This window comes from Nocardia sp. NPDC060255 (genome assembly GCF_042727395.1).
Classification (GTDB): Bacteria; Actinomycetota; Actinomycetes; order Mycobacteriales; family Mycobacteriaceae; genus Nocardia.
This window is the reverse complement of the sequence record NZ_JBHXAU010000001.1, coordinates 529,287-551,577: the sequence shown is the minus strand read 5'-3', so window position 1 is coordinate 551,577 and position 22,291 is coordinate 529,287. Positions and strand designations below refer to the sequence as shown.

Annotated in this window: 19 protein-coding genes; 7 read left to right on the top strand and 12 right to left on the bottom strand. The window is 67.5% G+C overall.

Annotated elements, in window-relative coordinates:
- Positions 1-57 precede the first annotated feature (57 nt).
- Positions 58-282: a DUF397 domain-containing protein gene (locus ACFWF1_RS02650; protein ID WP_379283247.1), complete on the top strand. Its 225-nt coding sequence runs from the start codon at positions 58-60 to the stop codon at positions 280-282.
- Positions 283-392: 110 nt separating this feature from the next.
- The gene (locus ACFWF1_RS02645; protein ID WP_379283249.1) at positions 393-530 is read left to right on the top strand and encodes a hypothetical protein; all 138 of its coding nucleotides are present in this window, start codon (positions 393-395) and stop codon (positions 528-530) included.
- A gap of 48 nt (positions 531-578) precedes the next feature.
- Here ACFWF1_RS02645 and ACFWF1_RS02640 read toward each other — a convergent pair whose 3' ends face one another.
- Genes ACFWF1_RS02640 through ACFWF1_RS02630 form a run of 3 tightly spaced genes read right to left on the bottom strand, consistent with a single transcriptional unit; the run spans position 579 to position 4,129 of the window.
- Positions 579-1,325 carry a succinate dehydrogenase/fumarate reductase iron-sulfur subunit gene (locus tag ACFWF1_RS02640; RefSeq protein WP_357380199.1) on the bottom strand — a complete coding sequence of 249 codons (747 nt, stop codon included), beginning with the start codon at positions 1,323-1,325 and terminating at the stop codon, positions 579-581.
- A 2-nt stretch (positions 1,326-1,327) separates the two neighbouring features.
- Positions 1,328-3,268 carry a fumarate reductase/succinate dehydrogenase flavoprotein subunit gene (locus ACFWF1_RS02635; RefSeq protein ID WP_379283250.1) on the bottom strand — a complete coding sequence of 647 codons (1,941 nt, stop codon included), beginning with the start codon at positions 3,266-3,268 and terminating at the stop codon, positions 1,328-1,330.
- A 30-nt stretch (positions 3,269-3,298) separates the two neighbouring features.
- On the bottom strand, positions 3,299-4,129 hold the full coding sequence (locus ACFWF1_RS02630) for a hypothetical protein (RefSeq protein WP_379283251.1): 831 nt from the start codon (positions 4,127-4,129) through the stop codon (positions 3,299-3,301).
- Positions 4,130-4,516: 387 nt separating this feature from the next.
- Here ACFWF1_RS02630 and ACFWF1_RS02625 point away from each other — a divergent pair, with 387 nt between their 5' ends.
- Positions 4,517-5,740 carry an acetyl-CoA C-acyltransferase gene (locus ACFWF1_RS02625; RefSeq protein WP_379283253.1) on the top strand — a complete coding sequence of 408 codons (1,224 nt, stop codon included), beginning with the start codon at positions 4,517-4,519 and terminating at the stop codon, positions 5,738-5,740.
- A 65-nt stretch (positions 5,741-5,805) separates the two neighbouring features.
- Here ACFWF1_RS02625 and ACFWF1_RS02620 read toward each other — a convergent pair whose 3' ends face one another.
- The 4 genes from ACFWF1_RS02620 to ACFWF1_RS02605 all read right to left on the bottom strand — a co-directional run bounded on the left by ACFWF1_RS02620 (position 5,806) and on the right by ACFWF1_RS02605 (position 11,027).
- Positions 5,806-6,093, bottom strand: a complete 288-nt coding sequence (locus tag ACFWF1_RS02620) for a hypothetical protein (RefSeq protein WP_379283254.1) — start codon at positions 6,091-6,093, stop codon at positions 5,806-5,808.
- 257 nt (positions 6,094-6,350) lie between these two features.
- Positions 6,351-7,316 (bottom strand): alpha/beta fold hydrolase, encoded by a 966-nt coding sequence (locus tag ACFWF1_RS02615; RefSeq protein ID WP_379283255.1) that lies wholly within the window; start codon positions 7,314-7,316, stop codon positions 6,351-6,353.
- 410 nt (positions 7,317-7,726) lie between these two features.
- A complete protein-coding gene (locus ACFWF1_RS02610; RefSeq protein ID WP_379283256.1) occupies positions 7,727-9,682 on the bottom strand; it encodes an acyl-CoA dehydrogenase family protein in 1,956 nt (651 codons plus the stop codon).
- Between the two features lie 163 nt (positions 9,683-9,845).
- Entirely contained in the window at positions 9,846-11,027 is a 1,182-nt protein-coding gene (locus ACFWF1_RS02605; protein ID WP_379283257.1) for an AAA family ATPase, read from the bottom strand.
- Positions 11,028-11,186: 159 nt separating this feature from the next.
- Here ACFWF1_RS02605 and ACFWF1_RS02600 point away from each other — a divergent pair, with 159 nt between their 5' ends.
- From ACFWF1_RS02600 to ACFWF1_RS02585, 4 genes are all read left to right on the top strand, one after another.
- Positions 11,187-11,465: a hypothetical protein gene (locus ACFWF1_RS02600; protein ID WP_379283258.1), complete on the top strand. Its 279-nt coding sequence runs from the start codon at positions 11,187-11,189 to the stop codon at positions 11,463-11,465.
- 406 nt (positions 11,466-11,871) lie between these two features.
- Positions 11,872-12,507: an NlpC/P60 family protein gene (locus tag ACFWF1_RS02595; protein ID WP_357380208.1), complete on the top strand. Its 636-nt coding sequence runs from the start codon at positions 11,872-11,874 to the stop codon at positions 12,505-12,507.
- A gap of 3 nt (positions 12,508-12,510) precedes the next feature.
- Positions 12,511-12,930, top strand: coding sequence for an RNA-binding S4 domain-containing protein (locus ACFWF1_RS02590; protein WP_379283259.1), 420 nt, complete (start codon positions 12,511-12,513; stop codon positions 12,928-12,930).
- 184 nt (positions 12,931-13,114) lie between these two features.
- A complete protein-coding gene (locus tag ACFWF1_RS02585) occupies positions 13,115-13,771 on the top strand; it encodes a hypothetical protein (RefSeq protein ID WP_379283260.1) in 657 nt (218 codons plus the stop codon).
- 110 nt (positions 13,772-13,881) lie between these two features.
- Here ACFWF1_RS02585 and ACFWF1_RS02580 read toward each other — a convergent pair whose 3' ends face one another.
- From ACFWF1_RS02580 to ACFWF1_RS02560, 5 genes are all read right to left on the bottom strand, one after another.
- The gene (locus ACFWF1_RS02580) at positions 13,882-15,027 is read right to left on the bottom strand and encodes a cation:proton antiporter (RefSeq protein WP_379283261.1); all 1,146 of its coding nucleotides are present in this window, start codon (positions 15,025-15,027) and stop codon (positions 13,882-13,884) included.
- Positions 15,024-15,413 carry a hypothetical protein gene (locus ACFWF1_RS02575; RefSeq protein ID WP_379283262.1) on the bottom strand — a complete coding sequence of 130 codons (390 nt, stop codon included), beginning with the start codon at positions 15,411-15,413 and terminating at the stop codon, positions 15,024-15,026. Before ACFWF1_RS02575 ends, ACFWF1_RS02580 begins: the two co-directional genes overlap by 4 nt.
- 62 nt (positions 15,414-15,475) lie before the next feature.
- On the bottom strand, positions 15,476-17,185 hold the full coding sequence (locus ACFWF1_RS02570) for a fatty acyl-AMP ligase (protein ID WP_379283263.1): 1,710 nt from the start codon (positions 17,183-17,185) through the stop codon (positions 15,476-15,478).
- Entirely contained in the window at positions 17,182-22,044 is a 4,863-nt protein-coding gene (locus ACFWF1_RS02565; RefSeq protein ID WP_379283264.1) for a type I polyketide synthase, read from the bottom strand. The genes ACFWF1_RS02570 and ACFWF1_RS02565 overlap by 4 nt, the downstream gene beginning before the upstream one ends.
- On the bottom strand, positions 22,041-22,280 hold the full coding sequence (locus ACFWF1_RS02560) for an acyl carrier protein (protein ID WP_379283265.1): 240 nt from the start codon (positions 22,278-22,280) through the stop codon (positions 22,041-22,043). The genes ACFWF1_RS02565 and ACFWF1_RS02560 overlap by 4 nt, the downstream gene beginning before the upstream one ends.
- Positions 22,281-22,291 lie beyond the last annotated feature (11 nt).

Genomic DNA, 22,291 nt, shown 5'->3' with positions numbered 1-22,291 from the left:
TCGATCTAATTGGGGCGCAATAGTTTACGTGCACTGCTAACGAAGGAGCCTTTTGTCGTGAGCATCAATAATGGCGCGAATGTCGACCTCGCCGGTGCGGCGTGGCGCAAAGCGGGCGAGGGCGAAGGCAAGGACAGCGTCGAGGTGGCCCTGCTCGCGGACGGTCATGTCGGCCTGCGCGACGGCAAGAACCCGGACGGTCCGGTGCTGGTCTTCACCCCGGCCGAGTGGGCCGCGTTCACGGCGGGCGTGCACGACGGCGAGTTCGACCGTCCGCAATAGCTCGGCCGCGTTAAGTTTCGCTTGGATAACAATCGGGTAGACCACTCTTTGTGGACCGTGGGCTCAAAGGCTCCCACTCCCGGTACAAGAAATTGCGACCTGGTGATTGGGTGGAATGGCTGATCGTCGCGTTGCTGTTTGCCGTGACGACGATCGGGCTGTTCATCCTCACCGGCTCGCTGGTGTCCGCATTGTTCATCGGCGTACTCGTCGGAGTTGTCGCCGTCGGTGTGGTGACGATGTTGTAAAGGGCGCGTGCTCCGGCCGAGGTCAACGCCCGGCCGGAGTCCACCTCGTCAGCGACGAAACAGCTTGTTGCCCAGCCACACCAGCGGATCGTATTTATGATCCGCCACGCGCTCCTTCATCGGGATCAACGCATTGTCGGTGATCTTGATGTGCTCGGGGCAGACCTCGGTGCAGCATTTGGTGATATTGCACAGCCCGAGCCCCTGCTCGTCCTGCGCCAGATCGCGCCGATCGCCGACGTCGAGCGGATGCATCTCCAGCTCCGCGATCCGCATCAGGAACCGCGGCCCGGCGAACGAGGTCTTGTTCTCCTCGTGGTCGCGCACCACGTGACAGGTGTTCTGGCACAGGAAGCATTCGATGCATTTGCGGAACTCCTGCGAGCGCTCCACATCGATCTGCTTCATCCGGTAGTCACCCGGCTTGAGATCCGCGGGCGGCGTGAACGACGGGATCTCCCTGGCCTTCTGGTAATTGAAGGACACGTCGGTGACCAGGTCCTTGATCACCGGGAAGGTGCGCATCGGAGTCACCGTGATCACCTCGGCCTCGGTGAAGGTGGACATCCGGGTCATGCACAGCAGGCGCGGCCGCCCGTTCACCTCGGCCGAGCAGGAACCGCACTTGCCCGCCTTGCAGTTCCAGCGCACCGCCAGATCGGGCGCCTGGGTGGCCTGCAGCCGGTGGATGATGTCGAGCACCACCTCGCCCTCGTTCACCGCCACGGTGAAGTCGTGCAGCTCACCGCCGTCGAGGTCGCCGCGCCACACGCGGAATTTGGCGTCGTAACCCATCGCTACGCCTTTCCCTCTGTCGATTGCCCGGCCGCCGCCGGATGCCCGGCGGTTTCGCCCGGGGTGTAGTACTTCTCCAGCTCGCTCAGGTCGAACAGGGCGAGCAGCTCCGGCCGCATCGGGGTCTGATCCTTGGGCGTCACAGTGACATCGGGGATCGTCTCGCCCGCCGTGCTCGGATCCACCGAGCAGACCAGCAGCTTGTTGCGCCAGTCGGGATCCATCGCCGGGTGATCGTCGCGGGTGTGCCCGCCGCGGCTCTCGGTGCGCAGCAACGCCGCCTTCGCGACGCACTCGCTGACCAGCAGCATGTTCTCCAGATCCAGCGCGAGGTGCCAGCCCGGGTTGAACTGCCGGTGCCCCTCGACGGTGACCTGCTTGAACCGGGCCCGCAGCTGGTCGAGCTTGGTCAGCGCCTCCCGCACCTCGTGCTCCTTGCGGATGATGCCGACCAGGTCGTTCATCGTCTGCTGCAGATCGGTGTGCAGGGTGTACGGGTTCTCGCCCGCGCCGTCGGCGGGCGGATCGAACGGCGCGAGCGCGACTTTCGCGGCCGCGGTGATGTCGGCGTCGGTGATCGCCGGCCGCTCGCCGAGCTGCTCGACGTACGCGGCGGCGCCGAGCCCGGCCCGGCGGCCGAACACCAGCAGGTCCGACAGCGAGTTGCCGCCGAGCCGGTTGGAGCCGTGCATGCCGCCGGAACACTCACCCGCGGCGAACAAGCCGGGCACCGTCGCCGCCCCGGTATCGGGATCGACCTCGACACCGCCCATCACGTAGTGACAGGTCGGCCCGACCTCCATCGGCTCCGCCGTAATGTCCACGTCCGCAAGCTCTTTGAACTGGTGGTGCATGGACGGCAGCCGGCGCTTGATCTCGTCGGCGGGCATCCGCGAGGCGATATCGAGGAAGACGCCGCCGTGCGGTGTGCCGCGACCGGCCTTGACCTCCTCGTTGATCGCGCGCGCCACCTCGTCACGCGGCAGCAGGTCAGGGGTGCGGCGCGCGGAGTCGTTGTCGCGCAACCACTGATCGGCCTCCTCCTCGGTCTCGGCGTACTGCCCCTTGAAGACCGGCGGGATGTAGTCGAACATGAACCGCTTGCCGTCGGTGTTCTTCAAGACGCCGCCGTCGCCGCGCACACCCTCGGTGACCAGGATGCCCTTGACGCTGGGCGGCCAGACCATGCCGGTCGGGTGGAACTGCAGGAACTCCATGTTGATCAGCGTCGCCCCGGCCCGCAGCGCGAGCGCGTGGCCGTCGCCGGTGTACTCCCACGAATTCGAGGTCACCTTGTACGACTTGCCGATGCCGCCGGTCGCCAAAACCACTGCGGGCGTTTCGAACAGGATGAAGCGACCGGATTCGCGCCAGTAGCCGAACGCGCCGGAAATACGGTCGCCGTCCTTCAGCAGTTCGGTGATGGTGCATTCGGAGAAGACCTTGATGCGCGACTCGTAGTCGTTGGTCGCCGCGAAATCCTCCTGCTGCAGCGAGACGATCTTCTGCTGCATGGTGCGGATGATTTCCAGGCCGGTGCGGTCACCGACGTGCGCGAGCCGCGGATAGGTGTGGCCGCCGAAGTTGCGCTGGCTGATCCGGCCGTCGGCGGTCCGATCGAACAGTGCCCCATAGGTTTCCAGTTCCCACACCCGGTCGGGTGCCTCCTGGGCATGCAGTTCGGCCATGCGCCAGTTGTTCAGGAACTTGCCGCCACGCATCGTGTCCTTGAAATGCGTTTGCCAGTTGTCCTTTTCGTTGGCATTGCCCATCGACGCGGCGCAGCCGCCCTCGGCCATCACGGTGTGCGCCTTGCCGAACAAGGATTTGCACACCACCGCGACGGAGTGGCCGTGTTCTCTGGCCTCGATCACCGCGCGCAATCCTGCGCCACCGGCCCCGATGACGACGACGTCGTACTTGTGCCGTTCTACTTCTGGCATGGCCGCGAATACTCCTGGGGTTGGGACGGATCAGTTGATGAACCGCAAGTCCGAAATCGTCTTGCTGGCAACCAACATGACGTAGAAGTCGGTCAGCACGAGGGTGCCGAGGGTGGTCCAGGCCAGCGCCATGTGCCGGGTGTTCAGTTTGGAGACCTGGGTCCAGAACCAGTAGCGCACCGGATGGGCGGAGAAGTGCTTGAGCCGGCCGCCCGCGATGTGCCGGCAGGAATGGCAGGACAGCGTGTACGCCCACAGCAGGATCACGTTGAGCCACAGCACGAAGTTGCCGAGACCGAGCCCGAAGCCGCCGTCCTTGCCGTGGAACGCGGCGATCGCGTCGTAGGTGTTGATCAGCGAAACCACAATGGCCACATAGAAGAAGTAGCGGTGCGCGTTCTGGATGATCAGCGGCAGCCTGGTCTCGCCGGTGTACTTGGCGTGCGGCTCGGCGACCGCGCAGGCCGGCGGGGAGAACCACACGGCCCGGTAGTAGGCCTTGCGGTAGTAGTAGCAGGTCAGCCGGAAGCCGAGCAGGAACGGCAGCACCACGAAGCCGAGCGGCAGGATCACCGGCAAGTCGCCGAACGGCGTGCCGAAGTGGCTGGCGCCCTCGACGCACGAGGTGCTCAGGCACGGCGAGTAGAACGGCGTCAGGTAGTGGTAGTCCGGAACCCAATATGCCGTTCGCACATAGGATCTGATCGTCGCGTAGATAACGAACGCGCCCAGTCCGAGCACCGTGACCAGTGGTGGAACCCACCATCGGTCGGTGCGCAGCGTGCGTTCTGAGATTCGGGCCCTGGTCTTGCTGAAGACACCGTTCCCCGTTTCGGGGCTGGTGGTCGGTGCGGCACTCACAGGTGGATGCCTCGCTCTGCTGTGCGGTTGGTCATCGATACCTCCGCAAATCGAATGTGATGCCCAGCACCATACGACACCCCCGCTATCGCTCGAGCGGGGTCCCGGCATACCGGACCCAGCCGGATGCCCGTGATTTGCGCCACATTGGATGTCACTTCAACAGCTGCCGTCGAGCGGTGAACCGACCGCTAACTCTTCGAACTCGACTAAAACAGAACAGCATTCGAGGGCGTCCCGACTAAACGAAACCTGAAGTCGAAATACCGACGCGCCGGTTGTCACACGGAGGCAACATAATTGTGGTCCTCTTTCCTCGAGATGTACCCGCTGACGTGCGCCGATGCCCACGTCGCGCCGGACTTGGCCGGGAGAAGGAGAACCAAGATGAGAAGAGCCGCGATCGTTGCGCCGGTGCGTACGCCGAGTGGGATCGAGGGGGGTGCGCTGTCCGGAATGCCGCCGGAATGGATGGCTTCGACGGTGCTGTCGGCGGTGATCGAACGCTCCGGGATCGACCCGATGCGGATCGAGGACGTCGCCATGGCGTGTATCGACGGGGGTCTGGCTACCGGGCCGGAGTTGAGCAGGCTGGCCGCGCGCGGCGCGGGTCTGCCCTTCGCCGTTCCCGGTTTTCTGACCGATCGACGCTGCGGCAGTGGCCTGCAGGCGGTGATCACCGCGGCCATGATGGTGCAGACCGGCGCGGCCGATGTGGTGGTGGCAGGCGGTGTCGAGTGCGCCGCGGATGCCGTTGCCTGCCATGGGGAATCAGCGACTACGTCCGATCTGATGAACGCCGAGGACTTGGCGCGCTACTACGGCATCAGCCGGATCGAGGCCGACGAGTTCGCCGTGGCGAGCCATCGCAAGGCCGCGCGCGCCTGGCGGCAGGGCAACTTCGCCGCCGAGGTGATCCCGGTCGGTGTGGTGGATGAGCCGGGTTGGGCCGACCCGGGTCTCGAAGGCACTGGCGGACACCGCATTCTGCGTGACGAGGGTTTACGCGACGATGTCTCCACCTACACCCTGGCCGCGCTGCGCCCGCTGCTCGCGAACGGCGTGGTCACCTCGGGCAATATGAGCGCCCATCGGCATGGCGCGTCGGCCTGTCTGGTTGTCGCGGAGGATCGTCTAGTGGATCTCGGCCTGACGCCGATGGCGTATCTGGTCGGCTGGGCCGCGGCCGGATGTGATTCGGAGACCGCCACTCTCGGCGCGGCACCGGCCGTCGCCAAGCTGCTCGGCCGGACCGGGATCACCCTCGACGACATCGATCTGGTCGAGGTGAACGAGGGTTTCGCGGTGGAAGTGCTTGCGCTGGCCCGGGAATGGGATTTCGATCCGCGCGACCGGCTCAACGTGAACGGCTCGGCCATCGCCCTCGGGCATCCGGTCGGCGCCACCGGCCTGCGGATCATGACCACGATGCTGCACGAACTGTCCCGCACCGGCGGCAATTACGGCCTGGAGGCGATCGCCCTCGGCCACGACCACGGCATCGCCGCACTATTCGAATCGGCCGGGGCCGCCCCCATCGTCGAGACCCCTCGCGGCGCCCGCTTCCACGGCGCCCGCCCCGCCCGCCGCTTCGGGCGGCACCGCGCCTGACCGTGTGTGAACGGCACTTCGCGGGCCCGCCGGCACGGACCGGGCCCGCGAAGTTCGGTCTTGCGCTACTTGGTTCTCGGGCGGGAGTGGAAGCCCAAGCCCTCGTCCTGTGCGCCCATCCAGGCCGCCTCGTCGGACTTGCTGTCCGGGACGTAGATGGTGTCCTGCGGGCGGCGGTGTACCTCGGGCGGCGGTGACTGCTCGAGCTCGTCGGCGTCGATGACGAGCCGCTCGAGGTCGTTCTCCAGCCGCCGCACCATATTGGCGTCGCCGTAGTGGGCCCGCAGTGCGCCGATGGATTGCCGGAGCTGGCCGACCGTGTAGCGGAGTTCAGCGATTTCGCTGCGTGTCATCGATACCTCCTGTGTTCCTGGCAGACCTGCGAACTCGGTGGGTAACGGGTACTTCCATGGTCTGCCTGGAAGCGCGCTGCACCAAGTCGTGTGACTCACCACACAACGTGATCTTTAACACAGTACAGAAAGAATTCAGATCTGGCTCGTCAGCTGCCAAAGTTCGGCAGTTCGCCCAATTGTTGCTCGAGCCCGGCGGTCGCGCTTGGTGTGAACCACCGATCGGTCAATTTCGGTGATCCGGGACCGCCCAGCATTCATCCGGCGACGGCGTACTCCGGCCCCTGCCCGCGCATCCCGGCGACCACCTGATCGACCAGACCGACGATGGACAGCGCCACCTCCTCGGCCCGCTCGAAGATCACGCTGTGCCCGGCGCCTTCCAGCGGAACCAGCTGCGAACCGGCCAGCTGCGAGGCGAGCACCACCGAGTGCGCGAACGGCACCACGATGTCGGCGGTGCCTGCCAGCACCAGCGCGGGGATGGTGCCGAGCCGGTGCAGGGTCGCGGTTTCGTCGAAGGTGATCAGCGAGGCGAGGAAGCTCGACATGGTCAGCAGCGGCGTGTCGTTCAGCATGGCGGTGGCGACCGCGACCATCCGCGGATTCACCCGCCTGGTGCCGGTATTGGCCGCGCGCATGATCGGCTCGAAGAGCCTGCGGGACAGCCGCTTCGAGCCCTGCATGACGCGCGGCGCGCGCACCACGGCCACCTGCAGCGAGTTCACCGCGCGCCGCTTCAGGAACCGGCCGAGCCCCACCTCGGTGAGACCGTTCGCGGCACCGGCGATCAGGCCGACACCGACGATTCGGGTGCCGATCGTTTCGGGGAACAGCCGGGAGTAGGCCAGCACCACCATCGCACCCATCGAATGCCCGATCAGGATCACCGGCCCGGTCGGTGCGACCGTCCGCAGCACGGTGTCGAGATCGCGGCCGAGCTGGTCGATGGTGTACGTCGACGGGTGCGCCTCGCCGGATTCGCCGTGGCCGCGATGGTCGTAGAAGACCATCCTCGTCTCGGCGCCCCACTGCCGCAGCAGTTCGTCACGGAGGAAGGACCAGGACTCGGTGCGCAGACAGTGCCCGTGCACGAAGACCACGGTGAGTGACGCGGAATCGGTCCCGAAGGCGCGAACCGAGATCGGGACACCGTCCTCGGCCGACACCGTGACCCGGTGACCGTCGTAATCGGCGGCGCAGCGCGAAATCGTCGTGGACATGACGTCCTCCTAGGAGGGTGCATCCTTGCGGAGCGTTCTTGCCCGGTTGTCGATATACATTTCCCCCGCGTTACCAGCTCATACCTGGCGTTATGGACAAGTTGTGCAACCGACGCACGGTATGCATGTACGGGCCGCGCGATCCTCGACGATCGGAGAATCTACGAATCACTAGGTCGAGCCCTAGATTCCGGTAGAGAGCCATGATCAGCCCTCGCTTGCCGGGTATAGGCCCATCGATCGGATTCCCTAGAGTGCCCTAGATTCGGCTACGGAGCAGTCATCCCTCCCTTGTCATGGGAATCTACTGCTATCTAGTAATTTGCCGATACATATGGATATTCGCCTATGACGGCAGCAGCGGACGTCACGTTCGTCGCAGAACGTGACGCCCGATGGCGCGGTTCAGGTCAGGGGGCCGAGTGGCTGCGCGTGGATGGCAGGAACGGGCGCAGCAGGTTCTCTTCGGTCGATGGACCCAACTGCCATTCGGCGATCCATGGACCGGTGCCCTCGCTCGGATCGAACACGCCTTCCTCGAGCCAGGTGTAGCGGCCGGTGAGGACGCCGCGGGACAATGTGCGGTCGTCGTCGTCGGTGTTGTCCCAGAGCGCGTCGAACAGCCTGCGGACCCGGACCCTGGACTGTTTGCAGAAGGCGTCCGCGAGTTCGGTTGCCGCGGTGGCCTCCGGCGCGTTCGCGGTGCGCAACGACTGCGCTCGCATGCAGGCTGCGGACATCGCGAACAGCTCGGCGCCGATGTCGACGATCCGGCCGAGGAAGTTCTGCTTGTACTCCAGCCCCGCCTGCCAGCGGCCCATCGCGTACATCAGCGACCTGGCCTGCTTGCGCGCGCTGCGCTCGACGAACCGCAGATGCTTTGCCAGCGTGCCGAATTCGGTATAGGTCGCGGGCACGGTGCCCGAGCCGACCGCGAGCTGCGGGAACCACTTGGCATAGAAGCCGGTCGCACCGGCCGCCGCCTTGGCCTTGTCCTTGAACTCGGCGTTGCGGTCCACCAGGGCACCCGCGGCGGACATGTGCGCATCGGCCATCTCCCTGGCGATGAGCAGCCGCATGATCTCGCTGGAACCCTCGAAGATGCGGTTGATCCGCAGATCGCGGACCAGCTGTTCGGCACCGACCGCGCGTTCGCCACGGGCCTCGAGCGAGGCCGCCGTCTCGTAGCCGCGCCCGCCCCGGATCTGCACCAGCTCATCGGCGATGGTGCAGCTCATTTCGCTGGCCCAGAGCTTGGCCAGCGCCGCCTCGATCCGAATGTCGTTGCGCGCCTCGTCGCACATGGCGGCGGACAGATCGAGCGCCGCCTCCAACGCGTAAGTGGTTGCGGCGATGAAGGATATCTTCTGACCGACCGCCTCGTGCTCGCCGACCGGCCTGCCCCACTGCACCCGCTCCGTGCTCCACTCCCTGGCGATCTTCAGCGACCACTTCGCCGACGCGGTGCACAGCGCCGGGATGGCGAGCCTGCCCGCGTTGAGGGTGGTGAGCGCGATCTTCAGGCCGTCGCCCTCGCGGCCGATGAGATTGGCCCTCGGCACCCGCACGTTGTACATCCTGGTGACGCCGTTCTCGATGCCGCGCAGGCCCATGAACGCATTGCGCCGCTCCACCGTGATGCCCGGCGAATCGGCCTCGACCACGAACGCGGAGATGCCGCCGCGATGCCCCTCGCTCTTGGGCACCCTGGCCATCACCACCAGCAGCTCGGCGACCACACCGTTGGTGGTCCACAGCTTGACGCCGTTGAGCTGGTAGGCGGTGCCGTCCTCGATCGGGGTCGCGGTACTCGCCATCCTGGCCGGGTCGGAGCCGACGTCGGGCTCGGTGAGCAGGAATGCGCTCACCGCGCCCGCGGCGCAGCGGGGCAGGAACTCGGCCTTCTGCTCGTCGGTGCCCGCCAGCTTCAGCGGCTCGGGCACGCCGATGGACTGGTGCGCCGAGAGCAGCACGCCGAGGCTGGGGTGCGCCGAGCCGACCAGCATCAGCGCACGGTTGTAGCCGAACTGGGAAAGGCCCTGTCCGCCATAGGATTCCGGAATCTTCAGGCCGAAGCAGCCGAGCTCGGCGAGCCCCTTGACGTACTCGTCCGGGATCCGGCCCTCCGCCTCGATCACCCGCCCGTCGATGGATTCGCAGAACGGGCGCAGCTTGGCCAGGTAGGCCGCGGTGCGGGCGGCGTCCTCGGCCCCCGGCTGGGGGTAGGGGTGGATCAGATCGAGCCGGAACCTACCGAGAAACATCTCCTTCGCGAACGATGGTTTGGCCCAGCTGGTTTCGCGGGATTCCTCGACCAGTGCGCGGGCCTGCTCTTCGGTGGCGTCGACTTTCGCGGCTGTCGCCATGATGTCCTCCTCGGACGTGATCAGGATCACATTCGAGTGTAGGAACTTTAGTTACCGGCCGGTAGGGCTGCAGGTCGATTGATTTCTATCGATCTCTAATGATCTTGGTAGACAAGCTAATACGAGGCTATTTCCCGGTGTTCGTATTGCCCGATTTTCTAACTCACACGCTGCGCAAGTAGCGACCGAAGTGCGGCACGGTGAATCCGATGGTGCCGCGCTCGGCCGAATAGATCAGGCCCTTCTTGATCAGTCCGTCCCGGGCGGGCGAGAGCGAGGCGGGCTTGCGGCCGAGTTCGCTGGCCACCGCCGAGGTGGCCACCGGACCGTCGTCGCCGGCCAGATCGGCCATGGCGCGCATGTACTCTCGCTCGGCTGGTGTTGCCCGTTCGTAACGGGAGCCGAAGAAGCCGACCGCCAACTCCTCCTCCGCGGTCGGCGCGGCCACCTCGACATCCTCGGCCGAGATCGGACTCTCCGGCGCCTGATCCCAGGCCGCTTTGCCGTAGGCCTGCACGAAGTACGGATAACCATCCGCCTTGTGGTACAGCGCATCCAGCGCTTCGTCGGTGAACTTCACCTCCTCGCGCTCGGCGGGCGCGATCAGCGCGAGGTCGGCCGATTCGCGGTCGAGTCGATCGATACGGTGATAACTGAACAGTCGCTCGGAGTAACTCTTCGACGCGGACAGCACCGCGGGTAGGTGCGGCAGTCCGGCGCCGACCACGATGAGCGGCGCGGTGTCCTGGCTCAATTCGTGGCAGGCCCCGCAGATCGCGGAGATGTCGGCGGGCCCGAGATCCTGCATCTCATCGATGAAAATCGCGATGCCGACGCCGATTTCGCTGGCCAGCGCCGCCGCTTCGACCAGCAGCTCGACCAGGTCGATCTCGATATCGCCGGAATCCGCGCGGCCGGTGACCGCGGGCACGTCGATGCCGGGTTGCCAGCGTTCCCGCATCCCCTTGTCCGCGGTGGCGCGCAGCGCGAAAGCCTTGAGGATGCCGAGGAAGTCGTCGACCCGCTCCGGATTGCGGTGCGACATCGCGATGGCGCGGACGGCCATGTGCAGCGCGGAAGACAGCGGCCTGCGCAGTTCCTGATCGGGTCGCGCCTCGATCTTGCCGGTGCCCCAGCCGCGCGAGATGGCGGTGGAGCGAAGTTGATTGAGCAGCACCGTTTTTCCGACGCCACGCAGGCCGGTGAGCATGACGCTGCGTTCGGGGCGGCCGCGCGCGATGCGCTCCAGCACGATGTCGAAAGCGGTGAGTTGCTTGTCGCGCCCGGCTAATTCGGGTGGGCGCTGTCCGGCTCCGGGAGCATACGGATTCCGCACGGGGTCCATGCCCTAACACCGTAGCGCGTTATGTCCGCGAAATCTGTCCGTATCTACGGCGTGTCCTAGATATTGCTAGCGGCCGGTATTGCACGATTGCTCTCGCCCGGTTGAGATGGGCACGGAAGTCATTACGCTGGTGGCGTTTCCAGCGAGTATCGGAGGGTCATGTCCGACGAGCCCACGCCGACCACCGCCGAGGTGGTCGAATCCTGGAACGTGCCGGCCGGCGCGACGGTGGCGCGGCGCATCCGCGCCAACATCCTGGTGGCGATAGAGCGCGGCTACGACGATCCGCAGCTGGTGGCCGACCTCGCGGTCGGGCCGTTGGTGATGGCGCTCGGCCAGCTCGAAGTCGGGCTCGCCGACGCGCGGCGCCGGATCGCCGAACTCGAGCAGGCGCTCGCCGAACGCGACGGCGAAGCCTCGAACGGTCGCGAATCCTGAATTCCCAGCGGACGATTCGGACATTTGCCACCGATCGGTAACAGACACTTATTCGCCGATATCGTGTCGTGACCCGATGGGCGTGTCGGGATTCCGGGCGATCGTCCAGGGAGTTTGTCGGGACCGGAAAACTACCAGGTCGTTGCGCTGGACAACACCGCGTCGGCATCGTAATCTCTTCGTGACTTAGTGGAGTCCTGTCGTTTCGAAAGAGAAGCGGCGCCACACAGTTACCGCCTTAGCGGCCGTCGGGGCCATCTTCCCGCCTGCCGTGCCGGGAACACCCACAGTGTTCGTCTGGGTGATTCCTTGCGGCCATTTTCTGGTCGCTCACCGGTCGGCGGGAGAGTACGAAGATCGGAGACGTAGCTCGGTGGGTAAACACAGCATGCAGCGGGATTCGCGCTTGCCGAATTCCGTCAAGGGTGCCCTCGTCATGGGCGCGGTGGCCGCGACAACCGGCGCGATGCCCGCGATCCCCGCGATGGCGGCAACCATCAACCTCCCCGGACTCGGCAACTTCGATGTTCCTGTGCCACAGGAATACGAGGCGCCCGTCCAGCAACTCAACCAGCAGATCCAGCAGGCCGTGTCGGCCATGCCGAACGCGCAGGTTCCCGGCGCACCGCAGCAGCAGGCGGCGCCCGGCATCCCGAACTTCGCGCCGAACATGCCCGGTCTGTTCAATCCCGCACCCAGTGCCAGCGATATCGCGCTCGACGCCGCCAAGACCAAGGTCGGTGCGATGTACTCCTGGGGCGCCGCAGGACCCTCCAACTTCGACTGCTCGGGTCTGGTCCAGTGGGCCTACCGTCAGGCCGGCGTCGAACTCCCCCGCACCAGCTTCGAGCAGTCGCACGTCGGCGCTCCGGTGGCGTTCCAGAACCTGCAGCCCGGCGACATCGTCGTGACCAACGGTGGCGGCCACGTCGGCATCTACGCGGGTGACGGCAAGCTGCTCAACGCCGTTCAGTCCGGCTCGCCCGTCTCCTACACCCCGCTCCGCCAGGGCGATATCGTCACCGCACGCCGTATCGTCTAACGAGTGACCCCCGCCGAAAACGGCATCCGCGTAAGCGGAAACAAGAGCACCGCGACGCAGGCCCGAGTCGATTCATGGACTTGGGCCGTGCGCCTGTTCAAAACCAGATCCGCTGCCGCCGAGGCCTGCCGGGGTGGGCACGTCCGCGTCAACGGCGCGGCGGCCAAGCCCGCCCAGTCGGTCAAGCCCGGCGATGAGGTGCGCATCCGCATCAGCGGCATCGAACGCATCGTGATCGTCGAGCAGATCGTCACCAAGCGCGTCAGTGCGCCCCTCGCCGCGCAATGCCTGATCGACCGCAGCCCGCCGCCGCCCTCCCGCGAGATCCTCGCCACCATGCCGCGCCGGGACCGCGGCTCCGGCCGACCCACCAAACGCGAACGGCGCGAGACCGATCGGCTACTCGGTCGCGCCGACGAGTGAGCGCGTCTGTCGTCCGCCGGAGTCGCCAGTTCTCCCACGATCCGATCTTTAGCGCCCGCGGCACCGAATAGGAAGGTGGCCTCGGCCCCTCGGTAAAGCTCTTCCGAGCGGAATCGAACCACGGCGTCGCGCCTCGATCCGAGACTGCGGCATGTCACGTGCATGGCGATCCGTAGGAGGACTGATGCTTTCACGCATACCCGCGCTCATGGCGGCCGGATTCTCGGCCTTGTTCGTCATCGGCGCCGCGCCGGCGCATGCGGAGCCCGCGCGACCGAAAGAACAGGACAAGGCACAGATCGAAAGCGCGGAAAGCGCGGAGGCCAGCAACTTCAAGAACAACTTCAGCGTTTGGGTGTGGATCGCGGGCACGCTGTGCGACATCGGCAAGGGTGAGGGCGCCATCGACCCGAGGGAGGATCCGCCGGGCACTGCCGCCGGCACGGGCCGGAAGAACGCGAAGGCCCAGTTCAGTGACACCGCGATGCGGGAGTACTGGGAGGGATACCGCATGACGCCGCTCGAGTCCGTGCAGGATCCGGTGGTGGTCACCCGGATCCTGCTGCTGGGTGAGCATCGAAAGTACCCAGTACCTTCGTATTTCACCGACATGGACGGCTTGCGTACGTGGCGGTTCCTGATGTGCAGCAACGAGGAGTTCAAAGCCGACTGGACCGCCGCGCTCAAGGCGCAGACGGAGAAGTGGGGTACCAAGCTGAAGTTCACCGAGGAATCCCAGATCATCGACTTCTATGACCAGAAGATGATGAAGATGCGCAAGGCGCTGAAGGACGAGCAGAAACGGCAAGGGATCGATGAAGGATCCGATCGAGACAACTAGCTCGGACTGCTGACGACACCGGTCGTTCGGCAAGTGCGGCGCGGGTAGTCGATCGGGTTCGTCGTCGGTGGTCACGGCGGCCCGATCGGCTACTCGGCTAAGAGTGAACGCTACTGTGCGGCAGCCTCTTTCGGAGCCTGTGCGGCCAGGCGATTCGCCGCCACTGCGGCTGCGGCGATCGTACACAGTGCGCCGAGCATCAGGGCGGCCGCCTCTCCTGGCACCAGTACCTGCAGTTCGGTGCCGACGGTGACTGCGGCGACCGGAACGCCGATCTGCGCCGCCGCGAGTGCGCCGTAGCCGACCGGCTGGCCGATCAGCCGGGGCACTAAGTGAACGAGTACCGCGCCGATGCCGAGTGCCAGGCCGAGGGCGATGAGCCGCGGATGCTCGCCGAAGTCGCGCAGGTTGAGCCGAGCGCCGAGCCAGACGAAGAATAGCGGGCCGAGGAATCCGTCATTGATCGCGAACAGTTGACGAGCCACCCGGCGCGGCTCGCCGATCGCGGCTACCGCGAGCCCGGCGGCGAAGCCTGCCAACATGATCGACACTTTGGTCTGGGTGGCCACGGCACACAGCGCGAATAGCACGGCGAGACTCACCCGCAGTTCCAGCGCGAGCTTGCGGTCCTCGGACAACCGATGCGCCCGGCGCCGCACACCCGACACCGCCAGCCACCGCAACAGCACGAAGAGCACGACCCCGCAGGCGGCGACCGCCAGCGCGCCGAGCGCCGCGCGACCGGCATTGCCCGGAGCGATGGCCAACGGCAGTGCGACAACGCAGGCGGTATCGGCGATCGCGACCTGCGCGGTCAACGCGAGCACCGGCTTACCCTGCAGGCCGAGCGAGTCGATGATCGGCAGCACCAGCGCCGCCGACGAGGAGGCGAGCAGCACCGCGTACATCGCGCCGTGCCCGGTATCGAACCAGTGCGCAATGGTGAAACCCGCTGCGGCAGCGAGCAATCCGACCAGCACCGCGCGTACCGCGCCGACGCCGAGCGCGGACCGCACCGCCGGATCACGCACCGGCACATGGGTTCCCGCGACGAACATGACCACCGCGAAGCCCATGTCCGCAAGGAAGGTGAAGATCGGGTCGGCGCTGTGCAGCACGCCGAACCCGGTGGCGCCGAAGACGATTCCGGCGACTATTTCGCCGAGGATCACCGGCACGTGCCAGGAACTGCGCAGCGCGAGCAGCGGCCCGCACAGGCCGAGCGCGAGGACGAGCGCGAGGATGGAGAAGGTCACGGCATGGCGGCTATCTTCGCCGGAATGGCCATGTTCTCGTCCGCCCAGTGGATCGCGCAGACTCGGTGGTAGCCGTCGGCGATCACCATCGGCGTCCCGGTGCGGAAATCGCCGCGCACCAACAGGATCGGCGACAGCGCCTTACCATTGTTGATCTTGATCAAATCCCGCCGGACATGCGGATTCTCCGGCGGCAGCAGCTCCAGCCGGGCCGCGCGCAGAATGTCCTTGGCCTTCTTGTGCACGATGGGGGCGGCCCGCAGGTCGTCCACCACGGCACTGACGACCTTCGGCCCGGCCAGCAGCTCCAGGTAGTCGGCGGCTGCCGGATAGTCGTGTTCCTCGGGAGTGTCTTTCCACTGCACGGAGATGGTGTCGCTTGCCATGCGCCTCATCATCGCGGCCGACGGGCCGGATCAGCGGGACCTCGCCGGTGTTTCGGGCGAGCTCAGATCATCGCCACCGGGTCGAGCTGACCGGCGATATAGCGGGCCCGGCATTCGCCGCGGCGCAGTTTGCCACTGGTGGTCTTGGGGATGCGGCCCGGCTCGACCAGCATGACCGAGCCGGGTATCACCTCGTGCGCGGCCGCGACCGCGGTGCGGATCCGGCGGGCGAGCACCGAGAGTTCGGCGGGTTCGATGGCCTCGACGATGCGCAGTTCGGCGACGATCACCAGGTCTTCGCGGCGTCCGTCGTCGTGCCCGAACGCCGTCACGTGCCCCGGCCGGATCTCGATGGCGCAGGCCTCGACCGTCGCCTCGATGTCACCCGGAAAGTGATTGCGGCCGTCGACGACGATGACGTCTTTGCGCCTGCCCGCGATGAAGAGCTGGTCATCGAACCAGAAGCCGAGGTCGCCGGTGCGCAACCAGCGGGCGTCGCTGCCGCGCAGGGTGGCGTGGAACGCCTCAGCGGTGGCGTCGGGCCTGCCGTAGTAGCCGTCGCACACGTTCGCGCCCGCGACCCAGACCTCGCCGACCCGGCCGGTGGGCAGCTCGGCGCAGGACACCGGGTGCACGATGCGCACGTCCTGGCCGACCGGCGCGCCGCAGCCGACGAGCGGGGTAGCGCCGAGCGGGTGCGTCTCGGCGGTCGGCGGCACCGCCCGGCCTTCGGCGAGCGCGCTGCGGTCGAACTGCCGCACCACCGGTTCGTCCCGCCAGTCGCAGATGGTCACGGTCAGCGTCGCCTCGGCCAGGCCGAAGCCGGGCGTGTGCGCGCGGTGCCGGAAGCCGTATTCGGCGAAGGCCTCGGTGAATTCGGTGAGCGCCTCGGGCCGGATCGGCTCGGAGCCGTTGAGCAGCATGTCGAGCCCGGACAGGTCGAGCCCGGCCCGCTCCTGCCGCGTCGTCGCCGAAACGGAAAGGGCCAAACCGAAATTGGGTCCGCCGGTAATGCCGGCGTGGTAGTCGCTGACGGCGCGCAGCCACCGGATCGGCCGCTTCGCGAATTCCGCGGGCGACATGGTCAACCCGTGCACACCGCAGTAGAGCGGCAGTGCCATGCCGAGGATGAGGCCCATGTCGTGGAAGAACGGCAGCCAGGTCAGGATCGGATTGCGCGGCGTCAGGGCCTGCCGCAGCTGTTCCAGCGCCGTGGTCATGTTCGCGTGGGTGACCCGGACGCCGGCCGGCGACTGGGTCGAGCCCGAGGTGTATTGCAGGTAGGCGAGTTCGGCGCGCAGCGGTTCGACGATCGGTTCGGTCGAATCCGCCGACGGTGCGGTGACATCCGAGGGCAGCTCGGCCACCTGGCCGAGCATGGGGCCGAGCACGGCCGCGCTGGTCGAGTCGCCATACGACAGCAGCGCCAGCGTCGGTCGCGCGTCGGCGAGCACCGCGAGCAGCCGGTCCTTGTTGCGCGTGCCCGCCGCCGGAAACAACGGCACCGCAATGCGATTGCTGTACAGGCAGGCGAGAAACGCGACGGCATAGTCGAGTCCGTGCGCACAGAGGATGGCGACCCGGTCACCCGGCGCGCTCCCGTCCCGGACGCGGTCGGCGAGTTCGCCTGCGGCGGAATGCAAGCGGGCGTAGGTGAGGGAGACGGGTATCCGCTCCTGCATCCGGTACCGCAGCTCGGTGTACGCGATGTCGTCCGGACGGGTCGCGGCCAACTCGGCGACCCGCGCGGCGAGGCTGTTGCCCGGGGTCACGTGGCCTCGCCGGTGTGTGCGACGACTAGCGGGCCGGTCGGATCGAGTGGCGGTATCGAGAACGTCGGCGGGTCGATGTGTGGCCGAGGCTCGACCACCGGCTTCGGGTCGACCGAAGAGCTCATGGGGGCAAGCAGATTCGACAGTCGCCGCGGCAGGGGCGCGGAGTCTGCCGTCGGAATGTAGTCCACTGCCGACAGGTACGTCCCGGCGTACCGCAGCACCTCCGACAGCAGCGCGGCACCGTACCGGGTGTCGAAGGCGGCGATACCTGCCTGTCGCACCGGCGAACCCGGCGCCCACCGGCCCCAGCCGATGCTGAGTACGCCCCGACCCGGATACGTCAGCGCGAGCGAGTCCATCGCCGCGTTGGCGGCGGCCTCGGCGGCCCGGCCCGGCCCGCCGAGCGCGCCGGTGGCGGCGGAGAACAGCAGAATGAAGTCGGTCGGGTCGGCCGCGGTGAGGTGGATCAGGTTGCCTGCCGCGGTCAGTTTGGGTGAGAACTGCATGGTCAGCTGCCCGGGTGTGATCGCGTCGAAGGCGGCGTCGGCGGTCGTGCCCGCCGCGTGCACGACGCCGCGAATGGTCGAGCCGCATTCGCGGATGTCGTTGAGCGCGTTGGCCAGATCGCGCCGGTCGGCGGCATCGCAACGCACCACGACGATCCGGTCCTCCAGCCCGTCGAGCAGCGGCGGCACCGGGCGTGGCGCGCGGGTGAGCACCACGACGTCGCGGGCTCCGGCATCGAGCAGCCAGCGCACCGCGACCGCGCCGACCAGGCCCAATCCGCCGGTGACGACGTAGGTGCCGGTGGCATCGATGGTGGCCGGGGTCGACCGGAGTCGCGCGGGTGTGAACCGGCGGACAGCGAGTTCGCCTGCCCGGAGGCGCAATTCGTCGGGAATCTGGGTCGCGGCACTCTCCGCGATGAGTTGGCCGAGCGGTGCGAGGCTACGAGTATCCGCGTCCGCCCAGATCAGGCGCACCGTGCGGTGGGATTCCAGCTGCAGGGACCGCACCAGACCGGCGATCGCGTGCGGGGCGGCGAGCACATCGGGATCACCGTGCTGTGGCTTCGGCATGACGGGTTCCGGCAACACGATCGTCAAGGACGCGGTGCCGTCGTCGGCGTGCACCCGCTGGAGCAGATCGAGGACGCGGCAGGTCGTCGCGGCGGCGCTGCGGCCGGGGCCGATGGGGTCGGATTGTGTTGCTGACGAATCTGTTTCGGTCGGCCACACGAGGACGACCGCGGTGTGCGCCCGGCCGGTATGCCCGATCGGCAAGGCGGTGATGAGGGGTCGCGCGGCATCGGGCTCGCGGGCCAGCCGTTCGGTGGGCAGCGTGGCCGCGAGCGCGTCGGCCAATCGTTCGGCCAGACCCGAGCCGCCGATCACCAAGGCGCGCTCGACATTCGGACCGCCGGACTCGTCGAGGCCGATTAGCTCTGGTGTCTGCCAAATCTGCTGCCGGAAGGGCGGAGGGCGCTCAGCGGCGCGCGGTGCCGCGACGACGTGGGCGGGCGCATCCGGTCCGGCGAACCGGATTCGCACGCCGGACAACGCGAGACACGGCACCCCGTGCTGGTCGGTGCCGATGACATCGCCGGTGAGTCCGGTGGCCGTTCGCTCGCGCAGGAACGCGTGGGCTTCGAGGACGGTCCGGTTCGGTTCGGCGGACAGCCAGCCGGATTCGAGGCCGATCGGCAGCGGGATCAGCTCGGCGGGCAGATCGTCGTATACGGTCGCGGCGAGCAACTGCAGACAGCCGTTCAACGTTGCGGTGTGGTGCAATTCGGCGACGTCGAACAGACCGATGGCACTGTCCGGCCCCGTCGCGATGCCGCGCAGCACCTGGAAGCGTGGCCCGTACTCGAGCCGCCGCCCGCGCAGTTCGGTGTAGAAGGCGGCGGGCGCGATCATCCGCATGCGATGTCGTCCAGCCCGGTTGGCATCCACTACCCGCATCCATGCGACGATATCCGCGGGTGTGGGGTCACCGCCGGGCCGCGCCGATGCCAGCGCTGCGGCCTCCGTGGCCTCCGCCCGTAGACCTCCGTCGCCATGCCTGCGATAGCGTACCTGCGGCAGAGCCGAGAGCTCGGTGCGTTCGTACACCACGAAGTCGGTGAGCATCGTCGCTGCTCCGGAGTCGGTATGCGCCAAATGCAGCAGCCTGCGCAGCCAGAACGCCACGGGCACCGTCGGCACACCGTTGATCACGTGATCGGTGAGATCGTCAGGGGGAAAACCGGATTCGGCGTCATCCGGCTCCGTGGGAGTGGTGATCAGGGGGAACCGGCGTTTGCGCCACGCTCGCGGCGGCACGATGCGGAACGGGCCCTGTGCGGACCAGTCGACCTGCCGGCCTTCGAGATGCAGCCGAGCCAGGCAGCTGAGGAACTCACCCGCCTCGTCGTCACGGGTCGCCACCGGGTGCGTGGCGTCGCGGAAATCGGGATACTCCTGGACGGCCTGGTTCAGCGTCGGATGCGGCGCGATTTCCAGCACGGTGGACAGCCCATCGGCGGCGGCGCGCTCCAGCGCGGCAGCGAGTTCGACTGCTCTCGAGGCATTCGCGGCCCAGTACGCGCCATCCATGACTGCCGTGGTGATCAATTCGGCACGGCGGGCGGTGGAATACAGGGGGACATGCGGTGTCATCGGCTTCAGTTCCGCGAGCGCTTCGACGAATTCCGGCGGCACTGCGTCGACCAGTGGGCGGTACGTGGTGGAGTCATCGGTGATCCGCAGCGCGGACATATCCCGGCGCTTGGCCCGCCGGACCAGCGTATCGATGTAGCGCGGTGTGCCGCAGACGATCACCGACCGTGGTCCGTTGACCGCCGCGATCTCCACCTGCGCGCGCATCGGCTCTACCAGCTTCGCCGCCTCGTGCGGTGCCGCCGACAGCAGTGCCATCGCCGTCCGGCCCTCCGGTCCGGCCGGGATCCTGCTGCGCCGCACCACGATCAGCGCCGCATCCGACAGCGACAGCCCGCCGCCGGCGACCGCGGCGGCGATCTCGCCGAGTCCGTGCCCGGCCACCGCGTCCGGCCGAATGCCCCACGCCGCCAGCAACTCCGCCAGCGCCACCTGGAACGCGAAGATCGCGGGTTGCGCGAATGCCGTAGCGGGCGAGCCGTTTCCGGTGCTCCCATTGCCTGACGCCGCTGTCGCGAACCCGTGCCGCGGCGTCCAGACCCGAGGCCCACCGGCCGCGACGATCGCGTCGGCGGCCTCGGCCAACGCGGCGGCGAAAGCGCTGTGCCGGGCCGCGAGCGCCCGGCCCATCGCGGGATGCTGCCCGCCGTGCCCGGCGAACAGGAACAGCACGCCACCCTGCCGCCGTGTCGTGGACGGACCGAGCACCGCCGTACTCGAATCGCCTTGCGCGACTGCCCGCAGCTGCCGCACCGCGTCGCCGCGGTCACGCACCAGCACGCATGCTCGCATGCGCGCGGGCAGCAATCTGGCGGCCGCGGAGGCGAATTCGCGCAGTGGCTCGCCGCCGAGTTCGAGCCGTTCGGCGAACCGGAGGGCCTGGGTGCCCAGTTCCGCGGCGTCGCGACCGGTGACCGGGATCAGCACCGGCGGGTCGTCGCCGCGGACAACTCGGGGAACCTCGACGCCGCGCAGCACCGCGTGCACGTTGGTGCCGCCGAAGCCGAACGAGCTGACACCCGCCCGGCGTGCACCGAGCGGCACCGTGCTCCAGTCGATGGGCGCGGTCGGCACCCGCAGGCCGCGCTCGGCCAGCTTCAGCAGTGGGTTCTCGGTGTGGAATCCGACGGTGGGCGCGATGACGCCGTGGTGGATGGTCAGCGCCGCCTTGATCAGCCCGGTGACGCCTGCGGCTGCCTCCAGGTGTCCGATAGTGGACTTCACGGAGCCTATCCAGATCGGCGGGGTGTGCTCCGAAATATCCTGTGCGACAACGGCTGCCAGCGCGCCGACCTCCACCGCATCGCCCAATGGCGTTCCGGTGCCGTGACATTCGAGATATCCGGCGGTCCGTGGATCGAGCTCGGCGCGCGACCACGCGGCGCGCACCGTGTCCTGCTGCGCGCGACCGTTCGGTGCGTAGAGCCCGTTGGAACGCCCATCCGAACCGACCGCCGTGCCCGCGATCTCCGCGTACACCCGATTGCCCTCGCGCACCGCGTCTTCGGTGCGCTGCAGGATCACCACGGCACAGCCTTCGCCGCGTGCGAAGCCGTCCGCGGTGACATCGAACGGCTTGGCGCGTCCGTCCGGCGCCAGGAATCCGGCCGCCGCCAGGTAGTTCGAGGCATGCGGCAGCAACGTCAGATTGACACCGCCGACGATCGCGAAGGGCACCGCGTCGTCGGCGAGCAGCCGCACCGCCACATCGACGGCGGCCAGCGACGACGAGCACGCGGTGTCCAGCACCAGGCTGGGCCCGCGCAGATCGAGCACATAGGACAGGCGGTTGGCGATGATGCCGAGCGCGGCACCGGTGACCGCGTAGCGTGCGTCGAAGCCGTCCCGGCCGAGCACCGCGATGCCGTGGTCGTAGCCGCCGACGCCGAACACCACCGCCGCACCGGAACCCTTGGTGCGGTAGCCGATCCCGGCATCGTCGATGGCCTCGACCGCGACCTCCATGGCCAGCCGCTGCTGCGGGTCGAGCAGCGCGGTCTCCCGGTCGGTGAGGGCGAACCACTCGTTGTCGAATGCGTCGACACCGGCCAGATATCCGCCGTGCCTGCTGCCGAGCCGCCCGGCCGGTGGCGGCCCGGTGGCATCGCGTCCGGCCAGCAGCAGCCGCCAGAACTCGTCGCCGCCCTCGGCTCCCGGTACCCGGCAGCCGATCCCGACGATGGATATCCCGGTCATCGCATCGCGAGATACTCGACCAATTGGTCTATGTCGGGGTAGTCGTAGATCGCGGTCAGCGAAACCTCGACCCCCATCGCATCCTCCAGCCGCGCCGTCAGCCGGGCCAGCTGGGTGGAGCTGAGGCCCAGATCGGAAAACGGCGCGTCGGTGCAGACGGCGGTCGCGTCGACGCCGAGCAGCTCGGCCACGGCCGCTATCGCCGTGGTCGTGAGCGCCGCACGACTGCGTACCATCGAGCTCCGAT

Bases quoted from the DNA above. Each gene is read 5' to 3' on its own strand.
- ACFWF1_RS02610 (WP_379283256.1), bottom strand. From the start codon at position 9,682: ATGGCGACAGCCGCGAAAGTCGACGCCACCGAAGAGCAGGCCCGCGCA.
- ACFWF1_RS02560 (WP_379283265.1), bottom strand. From the start codon at position 22,280: ATGGTACGCAGTCGTGCGGCGCTCACGACCACGGCGATAGCGGCCGTG.
- ACFWF1_RS02575 (WP_379283262.1), bottom strand. From the start codon at position 15,413: ATGGCAAGCGACACCATCTCCGTGCAGTGGAAAGACACTCCCGAGGAA.
- ACFWF1_RS02640 (WP_357380199.1), bottom strand. From the start codon at position 1,325: ATGGGTTACGACGCCAAATTCCGCGTGTGGCGCGGCGACCTCGACGGC.
- ACFWF1_RS02625 (WP_379283253.1), top strand. From the start codon at position 4,517: ATGAGAAGAGCCGCGATCGTTGCGCCGGTGCGTACGCCGAGTGGGATC.
- ACFWF1_RS02565 (WP_379283264.1), bottom strand. From the start codon at position 22,044: ATGACCGGGATATCCATCGTCGGGATCGGCTGCCGGGTACCGGGAGCC.
- ACFWF1_RS02585 (WP_379283260.1), top strand. From the start codon at position 13,115: ATGCTTTCACGCATACCCGCGCTCATGGCGGCCGGATTCTCGGCCTTG.
- ACFWF1_RS02615 (WP_379283255.1), bottom strand. From the start codon at position 7,316: ATGTCCACGACGATTTCGCGCTGCGCCGCCGATTACGACGGTCACCGG.
- ACFWF1_RS02600 (WP_379283258.1), top strand. From the start codon at position 11,187: ATGTCCGACGAGCCCACGCCGACCACCGCCGAGGTGGTCGAATCCTGG.
- ACFWF1_RS02620 (WP_379283254.1), bottom strand. From the start codon at position 6,093: ATGACACGCAGCGAAATCGCTGAACTCCGCTACACGGTCGGCCAGCTC.
- ACFWF1_RS02605 (WP_379283257.1), bottom strand. From the start codon at position 11,027: ATGGACCCCGTGCGGAATCCGTATGCTCCCGGAGCCGGACAGCGCCCA.
- ACFWF1_RS02635 (WP_379283250.1), bottom strand. From the start codon at position 3,268: ATGCCAGAAGTAGAACGGCACAAGTACGACGTCGTCGTCATCGGGGCC.